Origin of the sequence: uncultured Mediterranea sp. (assembly GCF_902493215.1) — a bacterium.
Classification (GTDB): Bacteria; Bacteroidota; Bacteroidia; order Bacteroidales; family Bacteroidaceae; genus Bacteroides.
In genome coordinates, this window is record NZ_CABUOL010000024.1 from 1 (window position 1) to 22,388 (window position 22,388).

Here is a 22,388-nt window from a genome sequence, read left to right on the forward strand (position 1 = left end):
CTGCTATCCGCAAGGTATTCGCTGAGAAACCGGCTGAATTCGATCCTCGTAAGTACCTGGGTCCGGCTCGCGACAACATGGAGAAACTCTACAAGCACAAAATCATCAACGTGCTGGGTTCAGACAACAAGCTGGCTGAATAAGTTTTGTCCGCATACAAGTAAGGAAAGCCGCCTGATGAGGGCGGCTTTTTTTGTGTCTGTCTCTTTCGTATATTCTTTTGCCTTTATGCTTGGGCTATGTTCTGATAAACCTCTTTCACCAGTTTGCAGGCTGTTTCCAAGCTGATATTTCCTGTGTTAAGCATCAAGTGGTAGTGATGCGGTTCGCCCCATTTCCGGCCGGTGTAGTATTCATAGTGATGGATGCGGTTGCGGTTGATGCGGCGGATTTCACTTTTTGCCTGTTCTGGGGGAATGCCGTAGTCGTTGACGCAGCGGTTCACCGCACTTTTCAGGTCGGAATAACAGAATACTTTCACCACTTTCGGATGGTCTTTCAGTATGAAGTCGGCACAGCGGCCTACGATGATGCAAGGTCCTTGGGCGGCGAGCTCCTGCACAATCCGACTTTCGGCTACGAACAGTATGTCGTCCGCCGAAAGGCTGGCTTCCACCGGTTGTTCGCTGTTCTTCGAGAGGATGCACTTCAGCCAGAACGAAGGGATAGACTGTTCGTTTTTTGCGATATATTGTTCGTCTATGCCGCTCCGTTGGGCGGCCATGCGGATGAATTCCCGGTCATACAGTTTGATGCCCAACTCTTTGGAGAGTCTTTCACCCAGCAGATGACCTCCGCTTCCATATTCACGTGCGATGGTGATGATAGTATTTGTATGTTGGGCCGAAGGTGTGGCGGCCTGTTTGATGGGAACATTGATCCAATGGTCGAAAATGCGGTAGGCAGGACTGACAAAGTGTACGATGGGGCCTACCAGCAAGGCGGACACTACTGTTCCTTCGCGTACGCCCTGAATGTCGGACAGGAAGACGAGCGACAGGAGGCAGGCTATGGTGAGCAGTGTGACGTCAAAGCCCAGTTTTACGTAACCGAACTCCCCATGGAAACGTCGGGTGATGGCTTTTACCAGATATTCTCCTGCCATCATGGCTACATTGGCTTTTACTTCGAGAGCGATACCCAGAGCCAGAATGACACAACCGACCAGCAGGACTGTCACTTTCATGACATAGGCCGAAGGTTCCAACCAGAAAAGCATGAACATGGAGAAGTCGATGAACAGGCCGAAGCAGAACGCAATGGGGATTTGGAGTAGGTACATCTGCAAGTCTTCTCTCAACTCTTTGCGTGTCATCAGAAACGGTTCGATGATGACGAACAGCAAGTTGAGCAGAATGGTCCATATACCCATAGTAAAGGGCGTAAACAGGCTCAGTACATAGGTTACACTCGTGATGGGCGACGTGCCCAGCAGGGCTTTGGTGATGAAGGCAATGCCGAAGGCGTTGATGAACAGCGAAGCGACGAACAGCAGGTAGCGTCTGAAAGAATATTTACTCATAATCTTCTGTTTTGAAAACCGCCGCAAAGTTCATACTATTTCTTTGCATTTCCTTCAGAAAAGAACGACCTATTTTGGTCGAAAACGAAACAAATCTTATTTTTGCTGATAAAAACAATAGGATATGAGCGTTGCAATTACCGAACTGATGACGACCTGTAGACCGGATACCGGTATGCCTTGTGGCCTCACTTGGAATGTGGCCTGTACAACATACGGACAAATTCTGCTTGAAAAGGGATTCTACTTCCTGCTCGTCGCAAACGGAGCTGCGTCGGTGTCGGACGCACATGCCGGTTATGTGCTTGCTCCCCTCCATTTGCTGGTCGTCACACCAAGTATTCGTGTCACACTCGCTGATATGAGTGCCGATTTCCGTATGGTCTGTCTGTATATCGAGCCCGATTATTTTGATACGCTTTCCGTCGGACAGCTTGTTTATGGTCAGGTCTCCCAGTTTGTGGGCAACTACCTGCTGCCGATTTTCCAGTTGGAAACAGAGCAAGCTGATTATTTGCAGAAAACGTTGGCACTTTTTTCCGGTCAGCTGGAGGAGATGCATCTCTATCGCGATGGTATTGTACGCCATTTGTGCAGCTTTTTCCTGTTGCAGATGGCCGATGCCTTGTATCAGAAGAACCGTGCGACGGCCGGTTTTGCCAACCGTTCGACTGAGATTTTCCGTAACTTCAAGCGCTTGTTGGTTCATCATTATCGTGAGCAGCACAATATCGGTTTTTATGCTGACCGTCTGCACATTTCCACCACCTATCTTTCGCGCATCGTGCGCAATATTACGGGGCATACCGTCTGTTTCCACATATCCGAACTGCTCTGTGCCGATGCACGCAAGCTGCTGGAATGTACCGACAAGGATGTGAAGGAGATTGCCGACGAGCTGGGCTTTTCCGATCAGTCGGTCTTTGGCAAGTTCTTTGTCCGCAAGACAGGCCTTTCGCCTTTGAAGTATCGCATGCGGGGAGCGGAAGTGTCAAAATGACATTTTGATTTCCCGACCGCCTGAGAATCGCTTCTTTCGGCCCGAAGTAGAGGACGGTGGAAAAGAAAGGAGAAGAAACCTGCTTTCTGTCTAATATACAGGATGATAGCGAAATATTTACATTTGAAATAGAAGAAAATGGGGCGAAAAAGGCCGCGGACAAGGCGGTAAACAGAGGGATTGTCGGGCTAAAGTAGGTGTTTATGCCGCTAAAGTGCCACATTAGGAGCATAAACATCCACTTTTTTGTCCCGTAACAAGCATTCTTTTGCATGAAAACACTCAATCTGCCGACAGGAAACAAGCATTGTACTGGCAGAAAACATACATTCTCCCGGCAGAAAGCATACTTCTTTTCAGGCGAAAGGCCCCTTTGCTTCTGTTTCCTTCGCTGTTTTCTTCTTTTATGGGAAAGCATGCGTTATCAGAAACGGCCGAATGCTTTCTTTTTGTCGCATCATGCGTTCGATAGGTGGCTTTCTGATATTTTGCCTCAGTCGCCTTTGCTCTGACAGCTACGGTGTTGTGATGAAGATTCTATCCGGGCAGACCGTTTCTCCGTTCATCCCCTGAGAATCTTTTCCGTCGGCTTTCCTTTGGCCAGTTCGTCCACCAGTTTGTCCAGATAACGTATTTCCTGCATCAACGGTTCTTCTATTTCTTCCACCCGGATGCCGCAGATACTGCCTTTTATCAGTTTGCGGTTGGGGTTGGGAGCCGGAGCCTTGCGGAAGAAGTCGCCGTAGGTAGTAGGTAGGTTCAGCAGTTCGTCCAGTTGTCGGGGGCTGTAACCGGTCAGCCAGCAGATGATTTCGTTGACTTCCTCCTGAGTCCTTCCTTTTCGTGTAGCTTTGTTCACTAGCAAAGGATAGACTTTACTGAGCGGCATTTGATATACTTTTTCAGATGTTGAATGTTCGGCTTGTTTCATTGCTTTCTGATTTGATGGATTCTTTAAGGTTGTTTTTTTCCCACCTTCGTGCCGCCCGTTTCAGAAGGCTTCTGCAAATCAGGTGATGGAAGGGACGGATAAAAAAGAAATAGACTCTGCCCAGTGTGTTGTGAAACTGGACGGAGGTTGTTATCTGTATGAGTTGGCTTTGTTTGTACGTGTCGGGTGGGGGGCACGTTAGCCTCACTTCAAAAGCTAGATGCTTGTCCTGCTTGCCGAAGACAACATTTTCTTCATTCTGTTCCTGTATCAGGTCAGTAAAGCCACCTCCGGCTTGAAGTCCGAATGGCTTAACAAGCCAATCCCGCAGCCGTAGCAGGTACTGGACGGGTTTCGGATAGCGCACGAACATCAGGTGGAACAAGTCGGGTGCCGTCATGCGGCGGGCGTTCCGGACAGTTGTCGCATAGGTGTCGGTATAGTCTGCTTCCATAAGGTCTTATTTTCTTTTCTTCAGGGTTTGCGCTTTCAGCCGGGTCATTTCTTCAGCAAAAGCTTCGCGCCCGTTTGTCTGAATGTAGCGGATGCACGCAGCACGGTCGGAGTTGAACAGAAAAGCGAAGATTTTTCCTATCACATTGTTATGCGTCTTGCAGGCTTTTACGTCTGTGCTGCATTCGGCACAACTGCGGTAACCTTTCTCCAGACAGCATTGTCTGATTTTACACCAGCTTGCCTGGTCGTTCTGCCGGCATCCCGGACATTTCCCGTAGAGATACTTACGGCATGCTCCGCAATACAGGCCGCAGGCGGCGATGTGTTCTGTGGAGGCGGTGATTGTTTTAACTTCGTTTTTCATCTGTATCTGATGTTTGTTTTTGTTGCCTTCCAGTTCCTCAAAGGGATTTCTTTAAATGCAGAAGCGTGGAACTGCAATGCCACATCTTAGTTTGAAGGTCCTGAGAAAACCTGAGATACAGATATGATAATAGCAGCCCACGCTATGGCGTGAGAACCACTATGCTCTTCCTTGTATCTCGTTATGAAAGTTTCTCAGGTTTTCAAACTACAAGATAAGCATAACGCTTCTTTCTTTACTTAACATGTTATGGACGAATTACTTCTTCCGGCCGCAAATATAAGAAAATTCTTTGGTCGGATAACTCTTTTTCGCTCTATTTGGCCAGACGGTACATGATTGCATGCATTCCTATTAAATTTACTCCACCTAGCAATGTTCCCAGTATCGTGTAGAAAAAGAGTTCGTATGGAGAAAAGAACAGATACGTATCATGTATCGCCCAGATACAATAGGGCAGGCATAATACCGTGGATATGATGGCAGGAATATATCTGCGCCATACAATAAACTGAATGATATGGACGAATAGATGGATGCTGAATGCGGCCAGGCAGCAATACCAGGTCCTCAGGTCTCCTGCCTGTTGGCTCACAAATGTGCAGGCAGAAACAATCAAAAATTCTTCAAAGGCGATTGTGGCAAATCTCCGTGTGGTCATTTCTTCCATCTTCCGGATAAGATATCTCAATCTCGGAAAGCGTCTGTGCATTGCGGCACCGTTCTTTTCAATCCACCGATGTACCATAAGGATTTCTTCCAACTCGTGAAGCAGGAAGAAAAAGGGTAGAAGGAAGAGTATAAACATCGTATCCATTCTTCTTAGCGGTTAGGAGTTAATTTCTTCTGAAAATAAATCATGTCCTTCAGTACCTTGCCTTCCTCTACAATCGGATGGTCGTAATTGAGAGTGAAAAAGTCGGCAACGGTATGCGAGTAGCTGAAACCGCAACTTTCGTAGAAAGCGATTGTCTGCTTGCTTTCCCCCGTGCCTACAAGCAACGTGTGACACACATCGGCATAGTGCCGGCAAAGGTATTCTACCATTTGCTGTCCGTATCCCTTCCGTTGGCAGGCTGGTGCAACGGCCAGGTTCTTCAGCTCATATACACCATTTCCTTCGTTTGTCACAACGGCTACGGCAACGGTTTCAGTTTCCTGCGTGCCGTGCATGACGAACAACTCTCCCCGTCCCAGATAACGGTCAATCATAGACTCCTGCTCGTCGGCCAGTAGAAGGAGGGAGAGGAAGCGTTTCTTGTCGGTAGTGATAAGTTGGATGTTCATACAGAGACAATATGTTCATATCTTTTTCAGTTGCTTTTTCATGATATAGTTTGTCAGTTTCAGGCGGTTGGCCTGTGCACGTTGCTCCTGCTCCACGACATATCCCCGTCGTTCGAAGAAGGGGCGTGCCGTGATACTTACTTCCGAAGTGATGTCGCAGATGCCGTGTTCCATGGCGTATGCTTCAATCCGCTGCAGCAGAGCGGTGGCAATGCCTTCTCCCTGGTGGTCCTTGTGGACGAACATGGAGTGCAGGTAGCCGTCTTTGCGGATGGAGGTGAAGCCCACGATGCGTCCTTCGGCATCGCAGGCGGCGATGAAGTGTAGGGTTGCCATCAGCTTTTCCCAATGACCCAGTCGATTGCCGCATGAAGCCCAGTCAGCTACTTCTTCGGCGGTATAGTCGCGGACATTTACCGTCAGCACCGTGCTGCAGAAAAGCTCTTTCAACTCTGGTATGTCGGTTACGGTAGCAGGGCGGAAAGTTATATCGGTTGTCTTGTTAGGGGCATGCATATTCATAAATTGATTGAAAGATAAAGGACGTATCATTATGTATTCTTCTTCTGTTTCCCGTACCGTTTCAAATCCGAGACGGTGGTAAAGGCGCACAGCAGGATTGGCTTTCTGTACCGAGAGTGATACCTGTTTATAACCTTTGGCACGCAACAGGCTTGTCATTTCCCGCATCAGGCGGGTACCGATTCCTTTCCCGCGGAATGGCGGATAGAGGGAAATGGCAAGTGAAGGCGTATGTTCGTCTATGTGGCCGTAATCGTTCATTTGGCGGACCCAGACGGCGCCTATAACCCGACCGGAACTTTCGGCTACCAGGCAATGGTCATCAGGCCGGGTACCGAAGTCTTGGATATAGACTTGCAGCTCGGGCAGGTCGATGACGTTGCGGGGAGGGGGAGGTGTGCCCTCGGACAGGTAAATGGCCTCGTATAGAAAGTTGCGTAACAGACGAGTTTCTTCCGGTTGCAACGCACGTATTATGTAATCTGGATTCTCCATATCTAGTCCGTTCAAAATCAAAAGCGGATAAAGATAGAAAAGTTTTTTATGAAAATAGGTTTGTGGCGAGACTTTTTCTCTCTTTGGAATAAAAAAACGGCTCTAGTCACTGGGACATAGAGCCGAAATGATGAATGAATTTCTGTCGAAAGATTTGTTTCAATTCAGAGAGAATCAGCCGATGACCACTTCACCGTCGGCCGTGACCTGGTCGCCCCAGGCTGTGATGGAACCTCCTTCTACGGTAATGCCTTCCCGACTAACTTTCAAGGTCAGTCTGCAACGTTTTCCTCCTTCCAGAACACTTTGCGGAGATTCCAGTTGCTCCAACAGTTTGTCCAAGGTCAGTGACTTCTGGTCGCTGCCGATGGCGATGGTCAGTGTGACATCCGACGTATTTTGGGGAACCAGGTAAAAAGAAGCTTGCGTGTCGTTTGCCGTATATTCGCCCGTCGCTTCCTTCACTTGTGTTATCTTACCCTGTACTCCGTCTACTACACACGTCGTTTTGGCATTGAGGGCCACGGAAAGTCCCTTCAGGTCTTCGTCTGAGTAACTGTTTCCTGCTGTAAAGGTCAGGTCCAACCGGTGCAGAGCGTGGTTGAAGGTCAGATGCACGGTTTCGGAAGTACCGGCTGTTACAGATTGGGCAGGAGCAAGGAGCAAATCCTTTTCCGAAGCCGTGAGCGGATTGAATTCGAACGTCCCGTCTTGTATTTCTTTCTGCTGCGGATAGCATGCAGCCAAAGAAATTTGGGCATTGCTTCCAGAGAGTCCCAAGCTGCTCCAAGTCAAGATACCTGAGCCGTAATCGAAGTCGACGACATGGCTTTCACCATCGGTTTCTGCCAGAAAGAGCGACATTTTATCTCCCTGGGAGAAACTGCCGCTTCCGTCGTTCGTCAATTGGGGAGCACGCGTTTGCGATGATATGCTGGCCACGATATTTATTACATCGGCGGGCAGCTCATTGGGGAGTTCGTTTGTACAAGAGGTTGCTGCGAATATGGCAGCCATCGTTACATAGAATACTTTCTTTCTCATTATCAGTTGGTTTTTATTGTTATTTTACATCAGGAAAAGCTTTTTGCCAAAGGTCACGACGCAGGTCGACCAAAGTAATCGAGGTAAATCGGAAACGGGTTGTCGAAGGAGTTCCGTCTATATTGTCTAATAGTGAAATATAGGCATAATCTCCTTTTAACTCGGGAATGGTTGATTTGTCATATACCACTTTATAACGTTTGAGTGATGCATGGTTCGGTTCATCTGCACTATTGTTGTTGTCACAGATATAGACAAAAGCCACGTTTCCTTCGGCATCGAATTCTGCTCCCCAAATAACCATGGAATGACTTTTGGTGTCGCGACCTGCAAAATCGTAGGCTGCAAATCCGATGGCTTGATTATATCGGAAAGCGTCTTTGATCCATTGGTTGAACGTTTCTTTGGACGTATCATACGTTTCTTTTGCTACGGCATCGTCTTTTGAGAATACTTTGCTGAAAAAACCATGGAAATCTTGCCATTTACAATATGTCAGCTTTTGTTTGTTTCCGTTTACGTACCAGTTTACACCTCCCGTGTCCCAACTTCCTTGATTGTTAAAGCAGGATTTGAAGAGGTTGAACACTTCACTGTGCTGCTGGTTTGTTTCTGTCATTTTGCTATATTTTTCCGGGCGGTCTATACCTTTGTATTCAGGACCATATTCCTTGTCGTACGCTTCAATGTATTTTCTGTTTTGGACCATCCACCAATGTATCAGATTGGATGCTGCAGCAGCCCAACACATATTGCCGTCTCCGTCATAATTGAATGTCTTGTTACAATCGAACCACCCGAAGTCTTCTTTCCAGGTGAGATATTCTTCTTCCAGTAAGAGTGGAGGAGACATAGTCTCGTTTGCATAGCGGAACCACAGTCCGTCCTCAAACTCTTTTATTCCAGGTCGTGCAGAGAAAAGTTCTTCCTTGCCGGGGAAAGTAGGGACTGTAATACCATATACCCAATAGGTCTGGTTACTGAACTCCAGGTCCACATTGCTCTCTTCCGTTTTTAAGGTCAAATTGAGAGTTGTCTGCATGCCGGGATTGAAAGTTTCGGCATTGCCATTGAATGTGTATGAGGCGGACTTCCCACCGGTAGTCAGACGCACCAAGCCTTCGCCGCTGGTGAATGCCTTTGTATCTTGTGGCAGGATGATGAGGCTATACACACAGTCACTCTTTCGAAATGGTTTTATCCAGACATAACCGTCGGATGCATCTGTCGTCACGGCTCCATTCTCCAGTGATATCTGTCCACCGGCAAGGCTCTTTACTTCGATTACCAGGTCTTCGGGGATGTTACCTTTCAGATTGATGTTGATGCGGTGCAGGGCATGGTTGAACTTCAGGGTAGCCGAAGCGTCGGTGATGCCGATTGATGTCCTTGCAAAAAGGATATCGGCAGCCGAATAATTTTCTTCACTACTCTGGTCTACAGGGATATGGATGTCACGTTGTTGCAGATTCTCTTCATTCTGCGTCTGCAGAGGGAACAGGGCTGAAAGAGTCAGGGGGCCTGTACCATATTCGTGGCGTTGCAGCTTCGGTGTCCATTGGCCGGTTTTATATTCCAACGGGGTGATGGCTGTCTTGTTTCCGCCTGCAATCCGTACTTCGATCCGGTCGCCTTCGGAGAAACTGCCTTGTCCTCCATTGTCCATAGTGGCACGGGTGCCTGTCCAGGTGGACTGAACGCACGTCAACGAGAGGTCGTCGGTAGGAAGGAACAGGTTTTCTTCCTGTTGGGAACAGGATAACAGGAGCAACAAGCTGCTTGAAAGTACGGTAAAAATAGTCCAAAGTTTAGTTCTTGTCATAAAGCATGTTGTAAAAAACTGCATTATATACAAAATAAGAACGCAGATTGTTCATTCTGATATTGCAGAAAGTATATTTCGGGCCGCAAAGATAATGCTTTTTCATAGATGAACAAAAAGTCTCATCCCCGTCGTCAGAAATCACGGCGGGGATGAGACAATATGGAGGACGGTTTGAACGACCGTTCTTGGGTGAAGATTATTTCTGCCGGTGGCAAATGGTACCGGTGGCCTGGTAGGTAGGCATTACCAGGACTTCGGCTATCTGCACGTGGGCTGGTGCGGAGGCTGCGTAGTACACGACGTCGGCAATGTCATCACCCGTCAACGGGCGGATACCCTCGTACACGGCGTCGGCTTTGTTTTGGTCACCACGAAAACGGATGACGGAAAAGTTCGTCTCCACCATGCCCGGCTTGATGTTGGTTACACGCAGGGGAGTATCTACCAGGTCGATACGCAGGCCGTCGGACAGGGCTTTGACAGCTGCCTTTGTGGCGCAATAGACACTTCCACCTCCGTAGGCTGCATCGCCGGCAATGGAACCGATATTGATGATGTGTCCGCATCCACGCTCCACCATGCCGGGGACTATCATACGCGTCATGGCCAGCAGCCCCTTGATGTTGGTGTCGATTACGATGTCCCATTCGTCAAGCGAACCTTCGTGTTCCTTGTCCATGCCGATGACCAGTCCGGCGTTGTTCACCAGCACGTCGATACTCCGCCACTTGCCTTCGAGGTTGTCCAAGGCCTGGCGCATGGCTTGTCGGTCGCGTACGTCAAAGGGGAGGGTCAGTACTTCTGTCCCTTGTGCGCTGAGTTCCCGTTTCAAACTTTCCAGTTTCTCAATGTTTCGTCCGTTCAGTATCAGATTACAGCCTTCATGGGCAAATTTACGGGCACAACCTTCACCGATGCCGCTTGTGGCTCCGGTGATGAAAATCAGTTTTCCTTTCATTGTGGTATCTCCTTTTACTATTGTTTCTTCGGTTACTTTCCGCTAAGGTACCGCTATTCCTTTTCATATCAAAGAAAAGCGGGAGATTTCTAATCTTGTCGTTTACATCCGTCGGTTCCATTGTCCGTACCCGTTGGTTTCGTCGCTTGAAACTCATGGTTTCATAGCTTGAAACTTGTGGTTTCATCCGTTGAAACCAGAATCGATAAGGTAACAGAAAAACGGGCTGCCCGTTTGTTGTTCGGACAGCCCGCCTGATTGTATGGAGAGTTGGGGATATGTTTAGAGTTCGATGATCAGCGATTCGCGTGGTGCCATCTTCAGGTCTTCGGTGAAACTGATGGTCCGGCCGCTGAGGATGTCCTTGCCTTGCGTCGTGTCCTTCAGGATTTCCTTGTAATATTTCAATGGGAGGATCGTTTCGCTGTCTGTGCCGTTCAGCATGACGAATACCGTTTTGCCTTCGTACTGGCGGGCGTAGGCATAGACTCCGTGCTGCACCATGAATTGTGTCATGCTGCCTTTGGCAATGACGTCGTTACCCTTGCGCCAGTTTAGGATGGTTTTGTAGAAGTTGTAGCATTCGTTTTGAAGGGCGGTACGTCCTTCGGCGGTGAAGGCATTCTGTTTGTCGCCTGCCCATCCGCCGGGGAAGTCGCAACGTACGTAGCCGTCACTCTTGGTCTTTACACCGTTCATCATGATTTCCGTACCGTAGTACAGTTGTGGGATACGGCGTGTGGTGAGCAACAGGGTAGTGGCTTGCTTCAACATGGCCAGATTCTGCCCTTCGCCTAGGAAGCGGTCGGTGTCGTGGTTCTCGATAAAGGCGAGTACGCTGGCTGGGTTGGGATAGAGGAAGTCGTAGACGAAGTTGTTGTACACGCGGTCCAGTCCCTTGAACCAGGTTTCAGTCTGTTCGTTTTTGGCGATGTTTATCTTGTCGAAGAAACTGAAGTCCATCACCGTCTTCAGATTACTGTTCTTCGGTGCAGAGAGTTTGGAGTCTTTCTGCCACCAGGCGGTATAGGCAGGTTCGGTAACCCATGTTTCGCCTACGGTATTGTAGTTGGGGTATTCCTCGTTCAGTTCCTTCATCCACTGGCTCATGCCGTCGTAATCGGCATACGGGTAGGTGTCCATGCGGATGCCGTCGATGTTGGCAAACTCGATCCACCAGAAGCTGTTCTGGATGAGATATCTCAATACGTGCGGGTTCTTTTGGTTGAGGTCGGGCATGGAGGGTACAAACCAGCCGTCGTTCATTTGGTCGAAGTCGTATTTCGATGTATAGGGGTCTACGTGAGAAGTCAGTTTGAAGGAAGTCTGTACGAAGTTCTTCTCGTGGTCGGGATTGTTGAACCAGTCTTTGGAAGGCATGTCCTTAACCCAGACGTGGTCTACGCCACAGTGGTTGAAGATCATGTCCATCACAATCTTGATGCCGCGCTGGTGGGCTTTCTCAATCAGCTGGCGGTATTCCTCATTGGTACCGAAGCGGGGGTCTACTTTGTAATAATCAGTCGTGGCATAGCCGTGGTAGCTTCCGCCCTGCATGTTGTTTTCCAGTACGGGAGTGAACCACAGAGCGGTTACGCCCAGGTCGGTGAAGTAGTTCAGGTGCTGTTCGATACCGGCTAGGTCACCGCCGTGGCGGGCGTTCGGGTCATTGCGGTCTACTTTGGCATCCAGCATGCCTTCCACCTGGTCATTGTCCGGATTGCCATTGGCAAAGCGGTCGGGCATCAACAGATAGAGGGCATCCGAAGCGTCGAATCCTTTATGGTCGCTGCCCTTCATGGCTCGTTCCTTCAATTCGTATTCCTGCACGGCTTTTTTCTTGCCTTGCGTGAACGTGAGGGACATTTTTCCAGGCTTCACATCCTTTTCCAGTTTCAAGTAGACCAGCAGATAGTTGTTGCTTTCCAGCTTCACGGTGCTGCTCACAGCTACACCGGGATAATCTACTGTGACGCGTGCATCGCCGATACCTTCTCCGTAGACCATCAATTGCAGTTCAGGGTTCTGCATGCCAGTGTACCAGAAGGGAGGATCGATCTTGTTGATGTTGGGTGCTGCGTAGGTGGTGAGGGACAGCAGCATCGTCCCAAGTAAGGAAAATACTTTCTTTTTCATGATAGGAATATTACGGTTGTTTTTCATGCCGCTAAGATACGCCAATTGGCGGAGAGACCCTGCGTTTCTCCGCCAATTGCTTCCTATTATATTATGCAAACGTTTGCTTTATACTATTTGCCGGTAGGCTTGTTTTCCTTAATGACGGTTTTCCCTTGAAAGAAATCATCGACTTTCTTTTTCTTTTTCAAGTCTTCCAGCCATGCTTCGGCTGCGTTGTAGCGGTTGTTTTCATTGAGAACGACATCGCCTTCGTCTGTCATCTCCTGTGGTTCGTCTTTGCTTCCTTTGGGGCGTGTCTTCAGATAGGCTTCCAGATATTTGATGGTATTGTCAATGTCCTTGAGGTGGTAGTAGGAGGTAAAGGCTGCCTTGTAGAGCACGTAATGGGCTGTCGGATCGTATTTATATTGTTGCATCAGCGCTTTAATCTGTTTGTGGGGTTCGGCGGCTTCTTTACAGCAGTCGGCCAGACCTCTGTAGAGTCTTGCCACGACACTGTCTTGTGGAAATACCAACCGGACGGCCTGCTCCAGATATTCCACTCCTTCTTTCTTCCACAGTGTTTTGGAGCAGGCTTTTCCTAGGTAGTAGAGCAGGTCGATGTGTTCGGGAGCCTGTTTACGGGCTGCTTCCAGTAGGTCGTGTGCTTCATACGGCTGGTTCAGAGCATAATGGCTGATACCAGCGTAGTAGCAGTTGTAAAAAGAACTGTCTCCCTGAGCCAGTAGCGGGAGATACCTTTCCAATGCTTTTTTATATTCCTGGTTCAGGCAGTAGGCTTGTGCTTCCAGGCGGTTGACGGTGGCGTTGGTGGTATCCGTTTTCCGGTAGTTCTCGCAGGTTTCGATGGCATAGTCGTAGTAATTGTTACGGATATAGAGGCTGGCCAGTTTGGAAGCTGCCAGATAGTCATCAGGATAGCGTTCGTGTATCTCAATATAAGCGCCGATCTGCATGATTGGGTCGGAATACAGTCCTTCCACACTTTGAGCTTTCAGGTGGAGGATGGCTGCTGAACTGTCTTGTTCTGCCAGTGCAGTACTTTCACCCAATGCTTCTTGATATTTCTGTAAATTCAGCAGTTGGTTGATGTATTGGATGCGTGCATATTTATGGTCGGGCTTCAAATCCAATACCCGCTGGTAGCATTGCAGGGCAGGCTGGAATTTCCCTTGGATTTTATAACATTCGCCCGCTTCGATATATGCCCGTGGATTGAGTGAGTCTTGTCGGGTCAATTGTTCGAATACGCTCAGCGCTTCTTTGTTCCGTCCCAATTCTTTCAATGCTTTGCCTTTCAGGTACAGTAAAGGGGTGGTGGGTGTTGTCTTTTCCATCAGGTGTAGTGCTGTTTCATAATCGTAGTTGTTCATGGCATCGCGTATGTCGTTGTTGATGGTCGTTTGTGCTTTGGATACCATCAGGCAGACGCAGAGTAAGGAAAGTAAATAAATCCGTTTCATATCGAATATAGTCTTTAATTTGATTTCTCGCACTAATATACTAAATATTCGTATGTATACGTTCTTGTCGTAGATTATTTTGGATAGATTAACTATTCTGTGTATTGGCTATTATAAAAGCAAAAGAGACCGTATCGGGTGATACGGTCTCTTTCTATTCAGATTTTGTAAATACTATATTTACATCAGGAAGCCCAACAGAATACCGGCAGCTACAGCCGAGCCGATAACACCTGCTACATTCGGGCCCATGGCATGCATCAGCAGGTAGTTGGTCGGATCATATTCCAAACCTACTACTTGTGAGATACGTGCAGAGTCGGGTACAGCCGATACACCGGCATTACCGATAAGCGGATTGATCTTGTTGCCTTTCTTCAGGAAGAGGTTGAATATCTTCACGAAGATTACACCCGATGCGGTAGCGATGACAAACGACAGGGCACCCAAAGCGAAAATCTTCACAGAGTCGAAAGTCAGGAATTCAGATGCCTGGGTAGAAGCACCTACCGTCAGACCCAGCAAGATGGTGATGGTATCAATCAGCGGACCGCTGGCAGTATTGGCCAAGCGACGTGTTACACCACTTTCTTTCAGCAGGTTACCGAAGAACAGCATACCCAGCAACGGCAGACCGGAAGGTACCAGGAAGGTGGTCAGCAACAGACCTACAATGGGGAACATCACTTTCTCCGTATGCGAAACGACGCGCGGCGGTTTCATGCGGATCAGGCGTTCGTGCTTCGTAGTGAGCAGGCGCATGATGGGCGGCTGGATAACCGGAACCAAAGCCATGTATGAGTAGGCCGATACGGCAATGGCACCCATCAGGTTCGGAGCCAGCTTGGATGACAGGAAGATGGCTGTCGGGCCGTCGGCACCACCGATGATACCGATGGCACCTGCCTGCATCGGATCGAATCCGATAGCCAGGGCTATCATATAGGCGCCGAAGATACCAAACTGGGCGGCTGCACCGATCAGCATCAGCTTCGGGTTGGATATCAGTGCCGAGAAGTCTGTCATGGCACCGATACCCAGGAAGATGAGTGGCGGATACCAGCCGGAAGTCACTCCCTGATACAAGATGTTGAGTACGGAACCTTCTTCATAGATGCCCACCTTGAGGCCGGCCTCCATGTTGAAGGGAATGTTGCCGATGAGGATACCGAATCCGATAGGAATCAGCAGCATCGGCTCGAATTCCTTGGCTACTGCCAGGTAAATGAAAAACAAACCTACCAGGAGCATGATGACGTGTCCCGCCGTTGCATTGGCAAAACCCGTATAGCCCCAGAAGTCGGCCAGGTTGTTTCCTATAAAAGTAATAAATTCTCCCATATTATTCGATGATTACGAGGTCAGTACCTTCGAGAACAGAGTCTCCTTTGTTTACGTTGATGGCTGTAATCTTACCGTCTTTGTCGGCATTGATGTTGTTCTCCATCTTCATGGCTTCCAGGATGATGATGGTTTGTCCCTTCTTCACGGCGTCGCCTACATTTACTTTTATGTCCAGAATAACGCCGGGCAGCGGAGACTTGACACCCGACTTGCCGCCCGATACAGCAGCCGGTTTGGCAATCGGAGTGGTGGGAGCAGTGGGAGCATCCGTATGTACGGGGCGTACAACCGGTTTTACAGATACCGTCTTTTTAGGTGCCTTTTCCATTTCCACGTTATAGGGAGTACCGTTTACTTCCACGTGGGCGATGTTGTCTTCAATGTCTCCAATGGTAACGTTGTATACATTACCGTTAATCTTATACTTATATTCTTTCATCGTTTGACTTTTTTAGAGGTGACTTTACTTTTTGTGCGGCGTTTCACGCAGCGTGTAGATCTTTGAACTCCAGGGTGAGTAGCTGCGTTTTACGCGGGTGATGGTCAATACCGTATCTTCCACGTCATGCACGTCGTTCTGCATTTCGTGCATAGCCATGGCAATGGCGGCAAAGACTTCGCCCGGAGCACGTCCCAACTGTTTCTCTTTGGCTTCCTGCTTGTCGGTAATACCTTTTACCTTCATGGCGTTGCGTGCACTCAGGCTTACAGATACCTTACCGATGATGCGGAATGCGATGTAAAGCAGAATCAGGCCGAGGAACACGACACTCATGGCCGAGATAGCCATGCCGATGCCCACGCTGTCGTGCTGTTCAAACTTCTCCATCTTGGCATTGCTGTCGATGGTCTTGTTGTTGGTACTTGGCGTAACATACTTGTCGTCAGAAGCACCTTTCACTTCCCATTCGGCAGCTGCGTCGTTCACGCGGGCATACGATTGGTCGGCTTTCAGGGCTCCGGCCGGTATTACAACCTGGTCCAGCAGCTTGCGTCCTGAATCGTAGAGACCAATCCAATTGCTGTTCTGCGTATCCAATGTGAAGTTGGTGTGGAATGTACCGCGGTTGGGCTTTCCGTCGGCCCAGAAGAGGGCATGCTGGCGGGGTCTTACCACGGTCAGTACATCTCCTTTCGGGATGAAATAGGAAACGGTATCGCCCGGCTGGCTGCTGAATTTCAGGTAACATCCTGCCAGGTCAGCGCTTCCGTATGATTTGTTGAATATTTCAATCCAAGCGCTGTGTATGCCGTAATCATCCTGAAAGTTGCTCTCGTTGTTTACAAGCACTTCATTCAGCAACAGCTTGCTGTTCGACTTCTCTTCCCCGCAGGAAGTGAAGAAGCCCAGTGCCAACGCCAATGAAAGAAATAGTCCGATATTAAACTTCTTCATAAAATTGATTTTAATTATCATGTTATCATTCTTCCTTAAAGCGGAATGTTTCCATGCTTCTTGGCCGGATTCGAGAGTTTCTTGGTCTGCAGCTGCTGCAGGGCACGGATGATGCGGAAACGCGTGTTGCGCGGTTCGATAACGTCGTCGATGTAACCGTATTTGGCTGCATTGTACGGGTTGGCAAACAACTTCGTGTATTCTGCTTCCTTCTCTGCCAGAAACTCTGCGGGATTCTCGTGCTCTTTGGCTTCTCTTGCATACAGCACTTCTACAGCACCTGCACCACCCATAACGGCTATTTCGGCTGTAGGCCATGCATAGTTCATGTCGCCACGCAGCTGCTTGCAGCTCATCACGATGTGCGAACCGCCGTACGACTTGCGCAGAGTAATGGTTACCTTGGGCACTGTAGCTTCGCCATAGGCGTAGAGCAGCTTGGCACCGTGCAGGATGACTCCGTTGTATTCCTGACCTGTTCCCGGCAGGAAGCCCGGTACGTCTACCAGCGATACGATAGGAATATTGAAGGCATCGCAGAAGCGGACGAAACGTGCGCCTTTGCGCGATGCGTTGCTGTCCAATACACCGGCCAGATATTTCGGCTGGTTGGCTACGATACCCACAGACTGTCCGTTGAAACGGGCAAAACCGATGATGATGTTCTTGGCATAGTCTTTCTGGATTTCCAGGAATTCACCGTTGTCCACGATGGCACCGATCACTTCATACATATCATACGGCTTGTTGGGGCTGTCGGGGATGATGTCGTTCAGTGAGTCTTCCAGACGGTCGATAGGATCCGTGCAGTCCACGTAGGGAGCCTCTTCCAGATTGTTTTGCGGAATGTAGCTCAAGAGCTTGCGGATCAGTGCCAGGGCATCCTCTTCCGTTGCGGCGGTGAAATGGGTTACACCCGATTTGGTAGAGTGAACACTTGCACCTCCCAGATTCTCCTGGCTTACGTCTTCACCGGTTACGGTCTTTACCACTTTGGGGCCGGTGAGGAACATATAGGATGTACCTTCCATCATCAGTGTGAAGTCAGTCAGGGCAGGCGAGTATACTGCACCACCGGCGCAGGGACCGAAGATTCCAGAAATCTGCGGGATCACACCCGAAGCCAGAATGTTACGCTGGAAAATCTCTGCGTATCCGGCCAGTGCATTGATACCTTCCTGAATACGTGCACCACCCGAGTCGTTCAATCCGATTACAGGCGCACCCATCTTCATGGCCTTGTCCATGATGTGGCATATTTTCAGCGACATGGTTTCGGACAGCGAACCGGCCGATACCGTAAAGTCTTGTGCGAAGATGTATACCAGACGTCCGTCGATGGTACCGCAACCGGTAACCACGCCGTCGCCCGGATAATGCTTCTTCTCCATACCGAAGTTGGTGCAACGGTGTTCTACGAACATGTCCATTTCTTCGAAACTGCCCTCGTCCAGCAGCATGGCTATACGCTCGCGGGCTGTATATTTACCTTTCTCGTGTTGCTTGGCAATAGCCTTTTCGCCACCTCCCTGACGCGCTACGGCGCGACGGTCGATAAGCTCTTTGATTTTCTCTAATTGATTGCTCATCGTTATTAGAATTTAAATAATGTATGATTTGGGGTTAGTTGCAGGTAACGGGCTACAAGTTACAAGTCTCAACGGACGAATAAAACTAGCCCGTCACTTGTCGCTCGTAGCTCGTCACTCCTTTATTCCGGTTTCTCGCAAAGTTCGGTCAGCACACCCAACGTGGATTTCGGGTGGAGGAAGGCAATGTTCAGTCCTTCGGCACCTTTGCGCGGAGCTTTGTCTATCAGCCGGATGCCGGCAGCTTCAGCCGAAGCCAGTGCATTGGCTACACCGTCTTCGATGGCAAAAGCCAGGTGGTGCATGCCGCCGTTACCGTTGTTCTTTTCAATGAATTTGGCGATGGTGCTGTCCGGCGAAGTCGGTTCCAGCAGTTCAATTTTTACGTCACCCACTTTCAGGAAAGCAGTTCTTACTTTCTGATCCTCAACAGTCTCGATGTTATAACACTTCAGGCCCAGTACGTTTTCGTAGTAGGGCAGGGCTTCTTCGATGCTTTTTACGGCAATGCCCAAATGCTCAATGTGTGAAATCTTCATAACTTTATTTTTTAAATCGTAGGTTGTACTTTTACAAGTCTCTAAAATTGGTACAAAGAAAGCGATTTCTTGGCGAATAGAGAAATATTTCCGCAATTAATTTAAACTGCTGAATCCTCCTTTTATATCTTAAAAGTCTTTTATTGAATAAATAAGGTACTAGCTTTAATTGGTTGTGAAACTTGTTTTCTCCGTTTTTCTCCGTACTTTTGTCTGCAGAAACGGAATAAGCACGAAATATGTCACATTTGGCTACATTGATCAGTGATTTGGCCCTGATATTGGTCTGTGCGGGGCTGATGACGTTATTGTTTAAGAAACTCAAGCAACCGTTGGTGCTGGGCTATGTGGTGGCCGGTTTTCTGGCCAGTCCGCACATGCCTTACACGCCTTCGGTGATGGATACGGCAAACATCCAGACGTGGGCCGACATCGGCGTTGTCTTCCTGCTCTTTGCCCTTGGTCTCGATTTCAGTCTGAAGAAGATTGCCAAGGTAGGCGGTGCGGCTGTCATTGCCGCCTGTACCATTATTTTCTGTATGATTCTGCTGGGGATTGCGGTCGGCACGGGGTTCGGTTGGAAACGTATGGACTGTATCTTTTTGGGTGGAATGATTGCCATGTCGTCTACGACCATTATCTATAAGGCATTCGACGATTTGGGGCTGCGCAAAAAGCAGTTTGCGGGCCTGGTACTCAGTGTGCTGATTCTCGAAGATATTCTTGCCATCGTGCTCATGGTGATGCTTTCTACGATGGCAGCCAGCCACAATTTCGAAGGAGCCGAGATGATGGAGAGCATCCTGAAGCTGATGTTCTTCCTGGTCTTGTGGTTTGTGGTAGGTATCTATCTCATTCCCGGCTTGTTGAAGCGTTGCCGAAAACTGATGAGCGACGAAACCTTGCTGATTGTTTCGCTGGGCTTATGCTTTGCCATGGTAGTCATCGCTTCCCAAACCGGTTTCTCGCCGGCATTCGGTGCTTTCATTATGGGTTCCATTCTGGCAGAAACGGCCGAAGCCGAATCTATCGAGCGTTTGGTCAATCCGGTGAAAGACCTCTTCGGTGCCGTCTTTTTCGTTTCGGTAGGTATGATGGTCGATCCGGCTATGATTGTCCAGTATGCCGGTCCCATTCTGGCCATCACTTTGGCTGTCATATTGGGGCAGGCCGTTTTCGGAACCTTGGGTGTGTTGCTTTCAGGCCAGCCGTTGAAGATGGCCATGCAGTGCGGTTTCAGCCTGACGCAGATCGGTGAGTTTGCCTTCATTATCGCTTCTTTGGGTGTATCTCTGAAGGTGACGAGCGATTTCCTTTATCCCATTGTAGTGGCGGTATCGGTCATCACGACTTTCCTCACGCCCTATATGATTCGTCTGGCCGGACCGGCTTCTACTTTTGTAGACAGCCATTTGCCCGAACGGTGGCATGTATGGCTCGAACGTTATGCCAACGGTTCGCATACGGTCAATCACGAGAGCTTGTGGAAGCGGCTGATTGTATCGCTGGTACGTATAACCGTTGTCTATTCCATTGTGAGCATTGCGGTAATAGCCATTGCTTTCCGTTTGCTGGTTCCTCTGTTGCGCGAGGCATTGCCGGGTATATGGGGCTCGTTGGTTGCCGCACTCATCATTGTGTTGGGTATTTCGCCCTTCTTGCGGGCCATCATGATCAAGAAAAACCATTCGGTCGAGTTTACGACTTTGTGGAAAGAAAGCCGTGCCAATCGTGCCCCGCTCGTAGCCACCATTATTTTGCGTATTCTGGTTGCGGCCGGTTTTGTCATGTTTGTGATAGGCGGATTGTTCAAGATGTCCATCGGACTGGTGCTGGGGGTAGCCGTGTTGCTTCTGATTCTGATGATTATGTCGCGCCAGCTGAAAAAGCAGTCTATCCTGATAGAGCGTACCTTCTTTCAGAATTTGCGCTATCGGGACATGCGGGCGGAATATATGGGCGAAAAGAAACCCGAATATGCCGGTCGCCTGCTATCGCGCGATTTGCATTTGACCGACTATGTGGTACCGGCCGAAGCCGAATGGGCAGGCCGGACGTTGGGCGAACTGAGTTTTGGCAGCAGGTATGGAGTTCATGTCGTATCCATTCTGAGGGGAAAAAGACGTTTTAATATACCGGGTGCTTCTGTCCGGTTGTTCCCTCAGGATAAAATCCAGGTGATAGGTACCGATGAAGAATTGGCCGTTTTCAGCAAGGACATGGAGCAGGCTTCAGCGCTGGATACCGATGTGGTGGAAAAGAGCGAAACGATACTGAGGCAGTTCAAGGTCGATGAAAATTCTCCTTTCTTGGGCAAGACATTGCGCGAAGCAGGCATACGCGAACAATATCATTGCCTCATTGTAGGCGTGGAGCGTAGCGACGAAACCCTTCATGCCCCCGATCCTCGCGAACCTTTTATGGTGGATGATGTGGTATGGGTAGTCGGCGAAAGCGAGGATGTCTATAAACTGGTCAACGAACAGGCCGGGTAGTATAGACCATCCTCGTTCTTGTCATAACTTTCCTAATATTTTGTCCATTACCCAGTTGGTCAGTGTGGCGCTTTCGCCGTCGCAGGTGCAGACCGACTTGCCCAGCAGATGGTCTACCACAGCTTGGATAAGGGGTTGCTGTACGTAAAGCGGGTTGTCTACAGGTATCTCCTCACGTCCTCTTTCGGTATGCAGGGCAATGGGGTCGTAGGTAAAGACAGAGAAACAAATCATTCCTTTGTCGCCGATGATCTCGATGCGGTCTTCGCGGGCAGAGTCGTCGGCCACGAAACACCATGAACCGCTTCCCACCAGTCCGTTGTCAAACTGGAAACAGGCGCTGATGGTATCTTCCGCCTGATAGAGGCCGCCTCGGTTGCTCTTGTAGCCGCTGGCTTCCAGGATACAACCGAAGATTTCTTGCAGAAGGTCTATCTGATGGGGAGCCAGGTCGTAGAAGTATCCTCCTCCGGCAATGTCGGGTTGCACACGCCAGGGCAGGTTCTCACGATTGTAATCCAGGTTGCGGGGCGGCTGTGCAAAGCGGATCTGAATGTTGATGACATTGCCTATGGTCCCTTCTTCGACGAGCGACTTTACCTTTTGGAAATAGGGCAGGTAGCGGCGATAGTAGGCCACAAAGCAAGGCACGCCTGTCTCTTGCGAGATGCGGTTGATGCGGCAGCACTCTTCGTAGGTCACGGCCATCGGCTTTTCGATGTAGACCGGCTTGCCCGCCTTCATGGCCATAATGGCATACGTGGCATGCGAAGATGGGGGGGTGGCAATGTAGACGGCATTCACGTCGTCGTCATCTACCAGTTCCTGTGCGTCGTCATACCATTTGGGGATGTTCCGTTCCTTGGCATACGCTTTGGCTTTGGCTCCGTTGCGGCTCATGACGGCCACTACTTCGGAGCCTTCTATCTTCTGGAAAGCAGGCCCGCTCTTGTATTTGGTCACTTCTCCGCAACCGATGAAGCCCCATCTGATTTTGTCTCTTTTCATCATTGTAGTAT

The 22,388-nt window shown here is 49.2% G+C and carries 20 protein-coding genes and 2 pseudogenes; 3 read left to right on the top strand and 19 right to left on the bottom strand.

Annotation, left to right across the window (positions count from 1 at the left end):
- A pseudogene (locus tag RDO88_RS11840) lies at positions 1 to 143 on the top strand (fructose-bisphosphate aldolase); the annotation flags it as partial.
- Between the two features lie 83 nt (positions 144 to 226).
- Here the strand turns inward: RDO88_RS11840 and RDO88_RS11845 are convergent.
- On the bottom strand, positions 227 to 1,522 hold the full coding sequence (locus RDO88_RS11845; RefSeq protein ID WP_307759571.1) for a DUF6198 family protein: 1,296 nt from the start codon (positions 1,520 to 1,522) through the stop codon (positions 227 to 229).
- 124 nt (positions 1,523 to 1,646) lie between these two features.
- On the opposite strand from RDO88_RS11845, the gene RDO88_RS11850 reads away from it, so the two are divergent.
- A complete protein-coding gene (locus tag RDO88_RS11850) occupies positions 1,647 to 2,522 on the top strand; it encodes a helix-turn-helix domain-containing protein (protein WP_307759572.1) in 876 nt (291 codons plus the stop codon).
- Positions 2,523 to 3,084: 562 nt separating this feature from the next.
- Here the strand turns inward: RDO88_RS11850 and RDO88_RS11855 are convergent.
- The 17 genes and pseudogenes from RDO88_RS11855 to mce form a co-directional block, all read right to left on the bottom strand.
- Positions 3,085 to 3,411 (bottom strand): DUF2200 family protein, encoded by a 327-nt coding sequence (locus RDO88_RS11855; RefSeq protein WP_307759573.1) that lies wholly within the window; start codon positions 3,409 to 3,411, stop codon positions 3,085 to 3,087.
- A 13-nt stretch (positions 3,412 to 3,424) separates the two neighbouring features.
- Positions 3,425 to 3,907: a DUF2867 domain-containing protein gene (locus tag RDO88_RS11860; RefSeq protein ID WP_307759574.1), complete on the bottom strand. Its 483-nt coding sequence runs from the start codon at positions 3,905 to 3,907 to the stop codon at positions 3,425 to 3,427.
- 6 nt (positions 3,908 to 3,913) lie between these two features.
- Positions 3,914 to 4,273, bottom strand: a complete 360-nt coding sequence (locus RDO88_RS11865) for a DUF3795 domain-containing protein (protein ID WP_075317752.1) — start codon at positions 4,271 to 4,273, stop codon at positions 3,914 to 3,916.
- A gap of 316 nt (positions 4,274 to 4,589) precedes the next feature.
- Positions 4,590 to 5,090, bottom strand: a complete 501-nt coding sequence (locus tag RDO88_RS11870; protein WP_307759575.1) for an HXXEE domain-containing protein — start codon at positions 5,088 to 5,090, stop codon at positions 4,590 to 4,592.
- Positions 5,091 to 5,095: 5 nt separating this feature from the next.
- Positions 5,096 to 5,560 (bottom strand): GNAT family N-acetyltransferase, encoded by a 465-nt coding sequence (locus RDO88_RS11875; protein WP_307759576.1) that lies wholly within the window; start codon positions 5,558 to 5,560, stop codon positions 5,096 to 5,098.
- A 15-nt stretch (positions 5,561 to 5,575) separates the two neighbouring features.
- Positions 5,576 to 6,112, bottom strand: a complete 537-nt coding sequence (locus tag RDO88_RS13570; RefSeq protein WP_374043948.1) for a GNAT family N-acetyltransferase — start codon at positions 6,110 to 6,112, stop codon at positions 5,576 to 5,578.
- Positions 6,107 to 6,577: pseudogene (locus RDO88_RS13575) on the bottom strand (N-acetyltransferase family protein); the annotation flags it as partial. The pseudogene RDO88_RS13575 and the gene RDO88_RS13570, both read right to left, overlap by 6 nt.
- 174 nt (positions 6,578 to 6,751) lie before the next feature.
- The gene (locus RDO88_RS11885) at positions 6,752 to 7,621 is read right to left on the bottom strand and encodes a fimbrillin family protein (protein WP_307759578.1); all 870 of its coding nucleotides are present in this window, start codon (positions 7,619 to 7,621) and stop codon (positions 6,752 to 6,754) included.
- Positions 7,622 to 7,640: 19 nt separating this feature from the next.
- Positions 7,641 to 9,443, bottom strand: a complete 1,803-nt coding sequence (locus RDO88_RS11890; protein WP_307759579.1) for an IdeS/Mac family cysteine endopeptidase — start codon at positions 9,441 to 9,443, stop codon at positions 7,641 to 7,643.
- 199 nt (positions 9,444 to 9,642) lie between these two features.
- Positions 9,643 to 10,404 (bottom strand): SDR family NAD(P)-dependent oxidoreductase, encoded by a 762-nt coding sequence (locus tag RDO88_RS11895; protein WP_307759580.1) that lies wholly within the window; start codon positions 10,402 to 10,404, stop codon positions 9,643 to 9,645.
- Between the two features lie 282 nt (positions 10,405 to 10,686).
- Positions 10,687 to 12,540, bottom strand: a complete 1,854-nt coding sequence (locus tag RDO88_RS11900) for an alpha-amylase family glycosyl hydrolase (protein WP_307759581.1) — start codon at positions 12,538 to 12,540, stop codon at positions 10,687 to 10,689.
- 113 nt (positions 12,541 to 12,653) lie between these two features.
- On the bottom strand, positions 12,654 to 14,006 hold the full coding sequence (locus RDO88_RS11905; RefSeq protein ID WP_307759582.1) for a tetratricopeptide repeat protein: 1,353 nt from the start codon (positions 14,004 to 14,006) through the stop codon (positions 12,654 to 12,656).
- 180 nt (positions 14,007 to 14,186) lie between these two features.
- Positions 14,187 to 15,347, bottom strand: a complete 1,161-nt coding sequence (locus RDO88_RS11910; RefSeq protein WP_307759583.1) for a sodium ion-translocating decarboxylase subunit beta — start codon at positions 15,345 to 15,347, stop codon at positions 14,187 to 14,189.
- A gap of 1 nt (position 15,348) precedes the next feature.
- Positions 15,349 to 15,789 carry a biotin/lipoyl-containing protein gene (locus RDO88_RS11915; protein ID WP_307759584.1) on the bottom strand — a complete coding sequence of 147 codons (441 nt, stop codon included), beginning with the start codon at positions 15,787 to 15,789 and terminating at the stop codon, positions 15,349 to 15,351.
- A 24-nt stretch (positions 15,790 to 15,813) separates the two neighbouring features.
- Positions 15,814 to 16,746 (bottom strand): OadG family transporter subunit, encoded by a 933-nt coding sequence (locus RDO88_RS11920; RefSeq protein ID WP_307759585.1) that lies wholly within the window; start codon positions 16,744 to 16,746, stop codon positions 15,814 to 15,816.
- A 35-nt stretch (positions 16,747 to 16,781) separates the two neighbouring features.
- Positions 16,782 to 18,335, bottom strand: coding sequence for a carboxyl transferase domain-containing protein (locus tag RDO88_RS11925; protein WP_307759586.1), 1,554 nt, complete (start codon positions 18,333 to 18,335; stop codon positions 16,782 to 16,784).
- A gap of 122 nt (positions 18,336 to 18,457) precedes the next feature.
- The gene (gene mce, locus RDO88_RS11930; RefSeq protein ID WP_307759587.1) at positions 18,458 to 18,874 is read right to left on the bottom strand and encodes a methylmalonyl-CoA epimerase; all 417 of its coding nucleotides are present in this window, start codon (positions 18,872 to 18,874) and stop codon (positions 18,458 to 18,460) included.
- Positions 18,875 to 19,113: 239 nt separating this feature from the next.
- Between mce and RDO88_RS11935 the strand changes: the two genes are divergently transcribed.
- Positions 19,114 to 21,369, top strand: a complete 2,256-nt coding sequence (locus tag RDO88_RS11935; protein ID WP_307759588.1) for a cation:proton antiporter — start codon at positions 19,114 to 19,116, stop codon at positions 21,367 to 21,369.
- Between the two features lie 21 nt (positions 21,370 to 21,390).
- Here RDO88_RS11935 and RDO88_RS11940 read toward each other — a convergent pair whose 3' ends face one another.
- On the bottom strand, positions 21,391 to 22,377 hold the full coding sequence (locus tag RDO88_RS11940) for a Gfo/Idh/MocA family oxidoreductase (protein WP_307759611.1): 987 nt from the start codon (positions 22,375 to 22,377) through the stop codon (positions 21,391 to 21,393).
- Between the last annotated feature and the right edge of the window lie 11 nt (positions 22,378 to 22,388).